Raw genomic sequence first — 11,323 nt, 5'->3', positions numbered from 1 at the left:
GAACCCGGAAGCTAAGCCTTTCAGCGCCGATGGTACTGCAGGGGGGACCCTGTGGGAGAGTAGGACGCCGCCGAACAATTTTTAGCCTCAGCCCCTGGACTCTGTCCGGGGGCTGAGGCATTTCCGCGTTCTAAACTATCGGGAAAGCCCCGCACCTCATGGTGCGGGGCTTTTCTGTGTTCACCGGCCGGGACGGGAAAAGGCGCGCAGGACGAAACGACGGAACCCCGGGCCACTCCCTTCAGAGGCGGCCGGCTGCTTTCAGGGCGAGGTAGGCATCCGCCAGTGCCGGGGCGAGGGAGTCGGGAACGGCGTCCACGACCGTGACTCCATGGCGCCGCAGCTGGTCGGCGGTCCGGGCGCGCTGGGACTGGGTCTGGGTGGCGGCGGCAGCCTCGTAGACGTTCTCGATCGTGCCCCGGTGCGCGGCCATGCGGGCGGCCAGGGGGTCTGCCACGGACGCCACCAGGACCGTGTGGCGCCGGGTCAGCTGCGGCAGGACCGGGAGCAGGCCCTCCTCGATCGGAGCGGCGTCCAGGCTCGTCAGGAGCACGATCAGGGAGCGGCGGGGGGCGCGGGCGAGGGCGGTCGCGGCCAGACCGCGGGCGTCTGTCTCCACCAGCTCGGGTTCGAGCGGGGCGAGGGCGTCGACCACGGCGGGCAGAACGTCCCTCGATGACTGGCCCTGGACCTGGGCGCGGAGCCGACGGTCGTAGGCCAGCAGGTCCACGCGGTCCCCCGCACGGGAGGCGAGCGCGGTCAGGAGGAGGGCCGCGTCCATCGAGGCGTCCAGACGGGGGACGTTGCCGACACGGCCGGCCGAAGTGCGGCCGGTGTCGAGGACGACGAGGATGTGGCGGTCGCGCTCGGGACGCCAGGTGCGGACGGCGACCGTGCTCTGGCGGGCCGTGGCACGCCAGTCGATCGAGCGGGTGTCGTCGCCGGGGACGTACTCGCGGAGGCTGTCGAACTCGGTGCCCTCACCTCGGGTCAGCACACTGGTGCGGCCGTCGAGTTCACGGAGGCGGGCCAGGCGGGACGGCAGGTGCTTGCGGCTGGTGAAGGGCGGCAGGACGCGGACCGTCCACGGGACCTCGTGGTTGCCCTGGCGGGCCGCGAGACCGAGAGGGCCGTACGAACGGACCGTCACGCGGGCGGCGCGGCGGTCGCCGCGGCGGGTGGGGCGCAGGCTCGTGGTGAGACGGCGGCGTTCGCCCGCGGGCACGGTCAGGCGCTGGCGTGAGGCCGCCTGCTCGGTGCCGGGGAGCCAGCTGCTGGGCGGCCAGGCGTCGCGGAGCTGGGCCCGGAGGCGCCGACGGGACGGGTTCGTGACCGTGAGCTGGACGTCCGCCGCGTCACCGAGTCGAACGGATGTATCACCACTTCGGGTGAATTGGAGCGTTCGTACTGGCGCCGCCAAGGCGTAGTCGCACAGAATTGCGAGGGAGAGAGGCGCGTTCACGGCGAGCATCCCCGTCCAGCTGGGGGCGAGGATGCCGACGGGGAGTGATCCGAGGGCGGCTAGCAGCGCGGTTCGTCCGGTGAGGGCCATGGGGCGTCGTTCTCAGCGGGGTACGGGGACGTGGGCGAGGATCGAGTTGATGACGGAGTCGGGGGTGACTCCCTCCATCTCGGCCTCGGGCCGCAGGTGGATGCGATGACGAAGGGTGGGCAGAGCGAGGGCCTTCACATCGTCCGGGGTGACGTAGTCCCGGCCGGTCAGCCAGGCCCAGGCGCGGGCGGTGGAGAGCAGGGCGGTGGCACCTCGGGGAGAGACTCCGAGGGTGAGTGAGGGGGATTCACGCGTGGCACGGCAGATATCGACGACGTAGCCGGCGATGTCGGTGGAGACCGACACCTCGGCGACGGCGGTCCGGGCCGCTTCGAGTTCGGCCGGGCCCGCGACGGGGCGGATGCCCGCGGCCTTCAGGTCGCGGGGGTCGAAGCCCCCGGCGTGGCGGGTGAGGACCTGGACCTCGTCCGCGCGTGAGGGCAGGGGGACCGTCAGCTTCAGCAGGAAGCGGTCCAGTTGGGCCTCGGGCAGGGGATAGGTGCCCTCGTACTCGACGGGGTTCTGGGTCGCGGCGACGAGGAAGGGCTCAGGGAGCGGGCGGGGGACGCCGTCGACCGTCACCTGGTGCTCCTCCATCGCTTCCAGGAGGGAGGACTGGGTCTTCGGAGGCGTCCGGTTGATCTCGTCGGCGAGAAGGAGGTTGGTGAAGACCGGGCCAGGCTGGAAGGAGAACTCGGAGGTCCGGGTGTCGTAGACCAGGGAGCCGGTGACATCGCTCGGCATCAGGTCGGGGGTGAACTGGACGCGCTTGGTGTCGAGTTCGAGAGTGGCGGCGAGCGCGCGGACCAGCAGTGTCTTGGCTACTCCGGGGACGCCTTCGAGGAGGACGTGTCCCCGGCAGAGCAGGGCGACGACGAGACCGGTGACGGCGGGGTCCTGGCCGACCACGGCCTTGGCGATCTCGGTGCGCAGGGCCTCCAGGGAGGCGCGGGCGCTGTCCGAGTCCGTAGCGGTCTCGGGGGTCGGGGCGCTCATGAGGTGCGTACCTCTCTTTCGAGGGCGTCGAGTTGGTCCGCGAGGCGGATGAGGGCGGCGTCGTCGGCGGGAGCCGGGCCGAAGAGCAGGGTTCCGTGATCCGCGGTCTCGGGGAGACGGGCGGAGAGCGCGGGGAGGAGACGCTCGGAAGAGTGGGCGTCCTGGACGGGGACGCCGAGGAGCGGGGCGATCCGGGCGCGGGTCGCGGTGCGCAGGACGGCGGCGGCGCGGTCACGGGCGTCCGTCTTGCGGTAGAGGCGGGCACGGCCCTCGGTGGCCTCGGAGGCGCGGAGGACGACGGGGAGGCGTTCGGTCACCAGGGGTCCGAGACGGCGGGCGCGCCAGACGGCGGCAAGGAGGGCCGCGACGGCGAGTTGGAGCGTGCCCCACAGCCAGCCGGAGGGGACGAGGCTGAGGAAGTCGCTGGTGACGTCGCCGTCGGACGAGGCGGTGGCGGAGGCGTCGGAGAGAGCGGGGAGGTACCAGACGAGATGGGGCCGGGAGCCGAGGAGCCCGAGGGCGAGCGAGGCGTTGCCCTGCTGGTCGAGACGGTTGTTGTGGAGGATGTCGGGCGAGCCGAGGAGGACGGTGTCGGTGGCGCCGGAGCCGGGGAGGCGGACCAGGGTCGGCAGGCCGTCGGCGGGATAGCAGGAGTCGGCGGTGGTGCCGGGGCGGACGCGGTAGCGCTCGCCGCCGAGGTCGACGCTGCCCGCGTGGACGGCGCCCGGAAAGGTACAGGCGGGGGCGCGGTTCCGCACGGGGGTGCTGAGGTCGGTGGAGGCCTCCGGGGCCAGTACGGGGAGGGAGGCGGCGCCCGCGCCGATGAGGACGGTGCGGGCGGTGGTGTCCGCGAAGGCCTGGCGCAGTGTGGACTGCTGGCTCTTCGTCAGGAGGTCGGGGGTGGTGACCAGGAGGGTCGAGTCGGGGCCGGTCGCGGCGGTGGCCTCGTCGAGAGTGGTGGCGAGGGTGACCGTGACGCCGCGGTCCTTGAGGAGTTCGGCGACGGCCCGGCTGCCGTGGGGGTCGGCGGATCGGGGATCGAGGGCTCCGTGGGAGCCGGTGGACCGCACCGTGGCGAGGACGATCCCCCCGATGAGGACCAGGACGAGGAGGAGGAGCACGCCCCGGGTCCGGGTCCACGACTGGTGCGCGGTGGCGGCGGTCGACGTGGCGCTGACGGCCGGGCGGCTCATGCGGGCGTTCCCGAGACGGTGGTGTCGAACGTGGGGCGGGTCCGTTCCAGGGCCGTGTCCAGTTCCTCGACCCGGCGGTACGCGGCTTCGTCGGCGGTGCGGCCGCCGTATGTGACGTCGTCGAAGGCGCGGACCGCGAGGCGCAGGGCGTCGGCGTGGGACGGCAGGGAGCGGCCGGCCTCGGCGGCGGCCTCGTCGGCGGTGCGGCCGGGCCGGGGGTCGATCAGGGTGCGTTCTTCGAGGGAGCGGACGATGGCGCGCATCCGTTCCTGGACGGCCTGGTTCCAGTGGCCGGAGGAGGCGTGCCGGACGGCGGCCGCTCGGTGTTCCCGGGCGGTGCGGGGGCCGTCCTCGAAGAGGGAGTCGGCGGTGGCTCCTGGGGTACGCCGGGGGGTGCCGAGCCGCCACCACAGGGCGACGGCGACGGCGGCCACGAGCAGGACGACCACGACGAGCCCGACGATTCCGCCGGGGGTGGCTCCGGAAGCCGACGCGAAGAGGTCGCCGATCCACTCCCAGAAGCGGTCGAGGCCGCGCTGGAGGAGGTTCGGGTCGTTCTCGTGGTACATCGGCTCGGACAGCTCCCGCTCCGCCGCCTCGCGGGCGGGGAGCCGGGAGAGGTCCACCGGTACGTCACCCTCGGCGCGGAGCCGCGCCGGTGCCGTGGTCGTTCCCCCCGTGACCGTCACGGCATCAGCCTCCGGCGGTCTGGGTGCCCGGTGCGGGGCCGTAGCCCGGAAGACCCGCGGACCGGGCGAGTTCGAGGTCCAGGGCTTCGCGCCGGATGCGCTGGTCCACGTAGAGCAGCACCGTCACACCCGCCGAGATGGGGTAGGTGACCGCGCTGGTGATGACTCCGCCGATGCCCGTGACGATCAGGAACGGCCAGCCGAACGTCGTGCTGGAGCCGGAGAGCAGTCCGGAGAAGCCGTTGCCGTCGACCGCGATGCCGATGATCGTGAACGGGATCGCGATGATCATCGCGAAGACGAAGATCAGCAGCTGGGTGAGGACGGTGATGCCGAAGATCCGCCACCAGGAGCCCTGGACCAGCTTGGCCGAGCGCTTCAGGGAGGGGAACACGCCCTGGCGTTCCAGCATCAGGGCCGGGGAGGCGAGGCTGAAGCGGACCATCAGCCAGACGACGGCCACGAGGCCGCCGAGGGCGCCGAAGAAGGCCAGGAACGCCCCCGCGCCGCCTCCGACGAGGAGACCCGGGAGCAGGGCGACGGTGACCACGCCCGCGCCGAGGACGGCCAGGAGCAGGGTCAGGCCGATCAGCTGGAGCAGCCGGGGGCGGGCCTCCTGCCAGGCGGAGCCCAGCGTCACCGGGCGGCCGAGCACGGCGCGGCTGACGACGACCGTCAGCAGTGCCGCGCTCGCCACGGACGCCATGAGCGTGACGAGCAGGGAGGGACCCATGCCGATCAGGGACACCTGGGCGGCTTCGATGGACTCTTCGAGCAGCTCGGCGGGAGAGGCGTCCGGGTTCGTGGCCGGGACCTGGGGGACGAGGTAGCGCTGGGCCAGGACGCTGACCGTCTGGGAGAACAGCGCGACCAGGACGGTGATCGTCAGGACCGTGCGCCAGTAGGTGCGCAGGGTCTTCACGGCGCCGTCGAGGATCTCGCCCATGCCCAGCGGGCGCAGCGGGATCACACCGGGCTTGGCGGCCGGGGGCTTGCCCCACTGGACGTTCGGCGGCGGGGCGCCCCAGCCGGGGCCCTGCGCCGGGGGCGGGGCCTGCTGGGTCGGCGGGGACCACTGGCCCCCGGGAGGCTGGTCCTTCGACCACTGGGGGGCGGAGCCGTTCTCGTCGGCCGGAGCCGCGGGCCTGGGCACACCGGGGCCGTCCTGGCCGTCGGAGGGGGCGGATCCGGGCGAGGTCCAGCCCGGAGTGTCGTTCACGGTCGTCCACCTCGGAGGAATGGTCGCGGTGCCGGATCGGCGAGCCGGCTCGGTCACGGCGGCCGACACCGGACATGGCGGCGGGCCGGGTGCCATCGTGCCACGCGGGACCCGCCCGTGGGCCGGACAGGTGCCCTCGTTCGTACCTTTGTCCGGACCTTCGGCGGGTGGGCGGTGGGCGGCGCACCCCGTGGACGCCCGGCCGGAGCACGCGAACCGCGCGCCGACGGGCTAGTCGGTCATGGTCCAGCAGGGCGTGATCCGGGCCGGGGACCGCCGTGGGTCGGCTCAGGCCGGATCACGGCATGTCACGGCAGATGACGATCGGCCCGAGGGGGTGCCCCTGGCGCTCTGCGAGATCGTCGCCCACGGGATTCCGGTCGGCCGGTGGGCGGGAAGCCGCCGAGGTACCGGGGAAGTCGCCGAGGTGCCTGGGGAGCGCCGGGAGGGATTCCTGTCTGATCGAGAGCTGATTCAGGGTGCTGATCCAGGGTGTGGCGGGTGGAGCGGCGGTGGGCTTCATGCGGCTCCACCTGCCTCATCCCTCTGATGATCCTCCTGTCGCTCCTGTCGCTCCTGTCGCTCCTGTCGCCCGTAGTCCCGGGCCTTCCGTCCCCGCTTCGGGTGGCGCGTGGACGGCTGATCCGCCTCCCTGCGCTCCGTCCCCTCGTGTGGTCCCGCGTGGGAGAGGAGGGAGACCGGGAAGGCTGCTGTAAGGGCCCTCGGCGGCCGCGCCCGGGTTCGTACAGCCTGGTTCGGTGGGTGTTCGTGGGCGGGCTCGGAGCCGAGAGGGGCTGAGCGGGTCTTCCTCGGGCGTGTCGGCGGTCCTGCCCGGCAGGTCTCCTCGGCCGGGGGCGAGGCCGTCGATCGGGCCAGCCCTCCCATGGGCTTTACCAGGCCCCGCAAGGTACGGTTCGGGGCGACCACGGGGGTCACGGGCTGACATCCATGTCTGGCATCAACACCCACGGACACCGGCGGTTCACGGCGCGCGAAGTCGGACGTCGCCGCAGGCCGGTGAGGTATCTCACCAGCCGCCTTCAGACTGATACGGAAATGGGATGATGTCGACATGAAGGGACGCGTTCTTGTCGTCGACGACGACACCGCACTGGCCGAGATGCTCGGCATCGTGCTGCGGGGTGAAGGGTTCGAGCCGTCGTTCGTCGCGGACGGTGACAAGGCGCTCGCCGCTTTCCGCGAGGCCAAGCCCGATCTGGTGCTGCTCGACCTGATGCTGCCCGGAAGGGACGGCATCGAGGTGTGCCGGCTCATCAGGGCCGAGTCGGGAGTGCCGATCGTCATGCTCACGGCCAAGAGCGACACGGTCGATGTCGTCGTGGGCCTGGAGTCCGGGGCCGACGACTACATCGTGAAGCCGTTCAAGCCGAAGGAACTGGTCGCCCGCATCCGGGCGCGGCTGCGGCGGTCCGAGGAACCGGCTCCCGAGCAGCTGACCATCGGTGACCTGGTCATCGACGTGGCCGGGCACTCCGTGAAGCGGGACGGGCAGTCCATCGCCCTGACCCCGCTGGAGTTCGACCTGCTCGTCGCGCTGGCCCGCAAGCCGTGGCAGGTCTTCACCCGCGAGGTCCTGCTGGAGCAGGTCTGGGGCTACCGGCACGCTGCCGACACCCGTCTGGTGAACGTGCACGTCCAGCGGCTGCGCTCGAAGGTCGAGAAGGACCCGGAGCGCCCGGAGATCGTGGTGACCGTCCGGGGCGTCGGCTACAAGGCGGGACCGAGCTGACATGAGTACGGGCAGTGCTGCTCCGAAGCCCGGTGACCCGGGAGTCCGTACGGGGCGGGCTGCCGGACCGGGGCGGGGGGGCTCGCGTTCCGGCCGTCTGCCGCGCGGCCGACGGCTGCTCCAGGACGGGGCGCCCGGCGGGCCGGTCATCCGGCTCGTCGCCCGGTGGGTGCGCCGACCGCTGCTGCCCGCCGTGCGGCTGTGGCGGCGGAACATCCAGCTGAGGATCGTCGCGGGCACCCTGCTGATGTCCCTCGGAGTCGTCCTGCTGCTCGGCCTCGTCGTCATCGGACAGGTCCGCAACGGGCTCCTCGACGCCAAGGAGAAGGCCGCCCAGAGCCAGGCGGCCGGCGGCTTCTCGGCCGCGCAGGACCGGGCCGCCACCACCTCCTCCGCCCCCGGGCAGCAGGACGGCGGGCGGGCCGGAGCCTCCGTGAACTGGCGGTCCACGCTCGTCGAGCAGCTCGCCAGTGGTGGGCAGAGCGCCTTCAACGTGGTCGCGCTCTCCCTCGACACCGGTGACACCGCGAGCCGGGGCGCCCGCGCCTCCGGCGAGGTCGACCCGACCACGAGCATCCCCGTCACCTTGCGCCACTCGGTGGCCCAGAGCACCGACACCTTCCAGAAGTTCACCAGCATCCACTACACCAGCGGGAAGGCCCCCGAGGCCGGGCTGGTGATCGGCAAGCGGATGAACGACGCCGAGGGCACTCAGTACGAGCTGTACTACCTCTTCCCGCTCACCCAGGAGGAGGACTCCCTCACCCTGGTCAAGACCACCCTGGCGACCGCCGGGCTCTTCGTCGTCGCCCTCCTCGGCGCCATCGCCTGGCTCATGGTCCGCCAGGTCGTCACCCCCGTCCGGATGGCCGCCGGGATCGCCGAACGGCTCTCCGCCGGGCGCCTCCAGGAACGGATGAAGGTCACCGGCGAGGACGACATCGCCCGCCTCGGCGAGGCCTTCAACAAGATGGCCCAGAGCCTCCAGCTCAAGATCCAGCAGCTGGAGGAGCTGTCGCGGATGCAGCGGCGGTTCGTCTCGGACGTCTCGCACGAGCTGCGCACCCCGCTGACCACGGTCCGGATGGCCGCCGACGTCATCCACGAGGCCCGGGTGGACTTCGACCCCGTCACCGCCCGTTCCGCCGAACTGCTCGGCGACCAGCTCGACCGGTTCGAGTCGCTGCTCGCCGACCTCCTGGAGATCAGCCGTTTCGACGCGGGTGCGGCGGCCCTGGAAGCCGAGCCGATAGACCTGCGGCAGGTCGTGCGCCGGGTCATCAGTGGTGCCGAGCCCCTCGCCGAGCGCAAGGGCAGCAGGATCGTCGTCGTCGGCGACCGGCAGCCGGTGGTGGCCGAGGCCGACGCGCGCCGGGTCGAGCGGGTGCTGCGCAACCTCGTCGTCAACGCCGTGGAGCACGGCGAGGGCAAGGACGTGGTGGTGAAACTGGCCGCCGCCGGTGGCGCCGTGGCCGTCGCCGTCCGGGACTACGGCGTCGGGCTGAAGCCGGGCGAGGCGACCCGGGTGTTCAACCGGTTCTGGCGTGCCGACCCCGCCCGCGCGCGGACCACCGGCGGCACCGGTCTCGGTCTCTCGATCGCCGTCGAGGACGCGCGGCTGCACGGCGGCTGGCTCCAGGCGTGGGGCGAGGCCGGAGGCGGCTCGCAGTTCCGGCTCACCCTGCCGCGCACCGCCGACGAACCGCTCAGGGGCTCCCCGATACCCCTGGAGCCCGAGGACTCGCGGCGCAACCGGGAGCAGGCGGCGGCCGGGCGGGCGCAGGAGAACGCGCGCCTGTCGGCCGTACCGGCGCAGTCCGGGGGCGACCGCGCGCAGCTTCCCGTACCGCCGAGGCTGCCCGCCCCGCCGCGGGCGACCGTCGATCCGACGGCGCTGCCCGGGAGCGGTGCCCGGGTCGTGGCGCGGGGCGCGGCAGACGGCGACGGGGCGGGCGCCGGGGCCGGTCGGACGACGGCCGGGGGCGGCGGGAACACCGAGCGGGAGGACGGGACACGTGGGCGCTGACTCCCGGGAGGGGCTCGTGGGACGCGGGACGCGGACGAGGGCGGCGGTGCTCGCCGCCTGCGGCGGAATCCTGGTGAGCGGGTGCGCGACGATGCCCGACAGCGGCGAGGTACAGCCCGTGCGGGGCGCCAACCAGGGCGACTCGCAGGTACGGGTGTACGCCGTGGCCCCCCGGGAGAGCGCGGACCCGGACGAGATCGTCGACGGCTTCCTCGAAGCGATGACCAGCGACGACCCCGGATTCGCCACGGCCCGCAAGTACCTGACGAAGAAGGCGGCGGCGAGCTGGAAGCCGGAGCAGAGCATCACCGTGCTCACCACCGCGCCCAACCGTGACCAGGCGGACCGCAACGCCGACCCGGACGAGCGGGGCAAGGCCTATCCGCTCTCCGGCCGCAAGATCGCGACCGTGGACGCCCGGCACGCGTACCAGCCGAACAGCCCGGTCGAGTACCTCAGGGCGATCCACGTCGTCCAGCAGCCCACCGCCAACGGCAAGGGCAAGGAGTGGCGGATCGACAGCCTCCCGCCCGGTCTGGTGCTCGGTGAGGCCGATTTCCTGCGCAACTACCGCTCGGTCAACAAGTACTACTTCGCCTCCCGGGAGGACTGGGTCGTCGCCGACCCCGTCTACATCCGTCAGCGGCAGGACCCCGTCACCCGGATGGACCCGGTGACGCAGACGGTCAAGGCACTCCTGGAAGGCCCCACGAACTGGCTGAAGCCCGCCGTCGAGTCCAGCTTCCCCTCCGGTACGGAGCTGCGGAAGGGCGTCACCACGCTGACCACCGACGACCAGTCCACGCTGAAGGTGCCGCTCAACGACCGGGCCGACCAGGTGAGCGGCGACGTGTGCCGGCGGATGGCGGCGCAACTGCTCTTCACCCTGCGTGACCTGACGTCCGTGCGCGTCGAGCAGGTGGAACTGCTGGGTTCGGCCGACCGGTCGCTGTGCAGGCTCGGCAAGGGGCAGGCGGCGGAGTTCGCCGCCGTCCGCACCGCCGACCGCAGCGAGAACCCGTACTTCGTCGACGAGCACGGCAAGCTGATGATGCTGGTGGTCGGGGAGAAGGTGCCGGACAGGTCCGCCGAACTGCCGGGCCCCCTCGGCAAGGACACGGCGCGGCTCCGGTCGGCCGCGGTGGACCGGGGCGAGACCAAGGCCGCGGGGGTGGGGGAGAACGGCCGCGACCTGTTCGTCTCCTCGATCACCACCGAGCAGGAACCGTCCCCCGCGATCCTCAGCAGCAAGGGCGCCAAGCCGGACGACCGGCTCTCCGCACCCAGCTGGGACCGCCGGGGCGACCTGTGGGTCGCCGACCGCGACCGCTCCGCGCCCCGGCTGTGGATGGTGCCCGACGGCACCGGCCACCCCGTCCGGGTCAACGCGCCGTGGCTGACGCCGGACGTCAGGATCGACTCGCTGAAGGTCTCCGCCGACGGTGTCCGGATCGCGCTCGTCGTCACCCAGGACGGCCGTACGACCCTCCAGATCGGCCGGGTCCAGCGGGAGATCACGGAGACGGACCCGGTCGTCTCCGTCCTCGACCTCCAGCCCGCCGCGCCCCGGATGGAGTCCGTCACGGCCGTCTCCTGGGCCGGGCCGAGCAGGCTCGTCGTGGTCGGCAGGGAGGCGGGCGGCGTCCAGCAGATCCGCTACCTCCAGACGGACGGCTCGACCTCCGCGACCTCGGTGCTCCCCGGCCTCAACGGGGTGAAGTCGGTGGCCGCCCCGCACGGCGACACCACACCGCTGGTCGCCTACTCCGGCAACGACGGAATCGTCCGGCTCGCACCCGGGATGAACTGGCAGCCGGTGGTCAAGACGGGCCGGTCGCCGATCTACCCCGGATGATGATCCGGACCATCCGTCTGGGGCGTCTGGGGCGTCTGGGGCG

The 11,323-nt window shown here is 72.6% G+C and carries 8 protein-coding genes and 1 rRNA gene; 4 read left to right on the top strand and 5 right to left on the bottom strand.

Annotated features, from left to right (window positions below):
* A 5S ribosomal RNA gene (gene rrf / locus ACIRQY_RS30475) occupies positions 1-76 on the top strand; the annotation flags it as partial.
* Positions 77-241: 165 nt separating this feature from the next.
* Here rrf and ACIRQY_RS30470 read toward each other — a convergent pair.
* From ACIRQY_RS30470 to ACIRQY_RS30450, 5 genes are read right to left on the bottom strand one after another with little or no spacing between them, the layout of a single operon-like run.
* A complete protein-coding gene (locus ACIRQY_RS30470) occupies positions 242-1,552 on the bottom strand; it encodes a DUF58 domain-containing protein (RefSeq protein WP_403931051.1) in 1,311 nt (436 codons plus the stop codon).
* 12 nt (positions 1,553-1,564) lie between these two features.
* Positions 1,565-2,548, bottom strand: coding sequence for an AAA family ATPase (locus ACIRQY_RS30465; RefSeq protein ID WP_403931049.1), 984 nt, complete (start codon positions 2,546-2,548; stop codon positions 1,565-1,567).
* Positions 2,545-3,741, bottom strand: coding sequence for a DUF4350 domain-containing protein (locus ACIRQY_RS30460; RefSeq protein ID WP_403931048.1), 1,197 nt, complete (start codon positions 3,739-3,741; stop codon positions 2,545-2,547). The genes ACIRQY_RS30465 and ACIRQY_RS30460 overlap by 4 nt, the downstream gene beginning before the upstream one ends.
* Positions 3,738-4,430, bottom strand: a complete 693-nt coding sequence (locus tag ACIRQY_RS30455) for a DUF4129 domain-containing protein (RefSeq protein ID WP_403931046.1) — start codon at positions 4,428-4,430, stop codon at positions 3,738-3,740. Before ACIRQY_RS30455 ends, ACIRQY_RS30460 begins: the two co-directional genes overlap by 4 nt.
* Positions 4,431-4,434: 4 nt before the next feature.
* Positions 4,435-5,649, bottom strand: coding sequence for a hypothetical protein (locus tag ACIRQY_RS30450; RefSeq protein ID WP_403931044.1), 1,215 nt, complete (start codon positions 5,647-5,649; stop codon positions 4,435-4,437).
* 1,072 nt (positions 5,650-6,721) lie between these two features.
* Here ACIRQY_RS30450 and mtrA point away from each other — a divergent pair.
* Genes mtrA through ACIRQY_RS30435 form a run of 3 tightly spaced genes read left to right on the top strand, consistent with a single transcriptional unit; the run spans position 6,722 to position 11,280 of the window.
* Entirely contained in the window at positions 6,722-7,399 is a 678-nt protein-coding gene (gene mtrA / locus ACIRQY_RS30445; RefSeq protein WP_010356958.1) for a two-component system response regulator MtrA, read from the top strand.
* Position 7,400: 1 nt separating this feature from the next.
* Positions 7,401-9,425 (top strand): MtrAB system histidine kinase MtrB, encoded by a 2,025-nt coding sequence (gene mtrB, locus ACIRQY_RS30440; protein WP_403931043.1) that lies wholly within the window; start codon positions 7,401-7,403, stop codon positions 9,423-9,425.
* Positions 9,415-11,280, top strand: a complete 1,866-nt coding sequence (locus ACIRQY_RS30435) for an LpqB family beta-propeller domain-containing protein (protein WP_403931041.1) — start codon at positions 9,415-9,417, stop codon at positions 11,278-11,280. Before mtrB ends, ACIRQY_RS30435 begins: the two co-directional genes overlap by 11 nt.
* The last annotated feature ends 43 nt before the right edge of the window (positions 11,281-11,323 follow it).

It is taken from the genome of Streptomyces sp. NPDC101490 (genome assembly GCF_044767145.1).
GTDB lineage: Bacteria > Actinomycetota > Actinomycetes > Streptomycetales > Streptomycetaceae > Streptomyces.
This window is presented reverse-complemented; position numbering and strand designations above follow the sequence as displayed.

Excerpts from the sequence above, each read along its gene's own strand:
- mtrB (WP_403931043.1), top strand. The coding sequence starts at position 7,401 with ATGAGTACGGGCAGTGCTGCTCCGAAGCCCGGTGACCCGGGAGTCCGT.
- ACIRQY_RS30465 (WP_403931049.1), bottom strand. The coding sequence starts at position 2,548 with ATGAGCGCCCCGACCCCCGAGACCGCTACGGACTCGGACAGCGCCCGC.
- ACIRQY_RS30460 (WP_403931048.1), bottom strand. The coding sequence starts at position 3,741 with ATGAGCCGCCCGGCCGTCAGCGCCACGTCGACCGCCGCCACCGCGCAC.
- ACIRQY_RS30470 (WP_403931051.1), bottom strand. The coding sequence starts at position 1,552 with ATGGCCCTCACCGGACGAACCGCGCTGCTAGCCGCCCTCGGATCACTC.
- mtrA (WP_010356958.1), top strand. The coding sequence starts at position 6,722 with ATGAAGGGACGCGTTCTTGTCGTCGACGACGACACCGCACTGGCCGAG.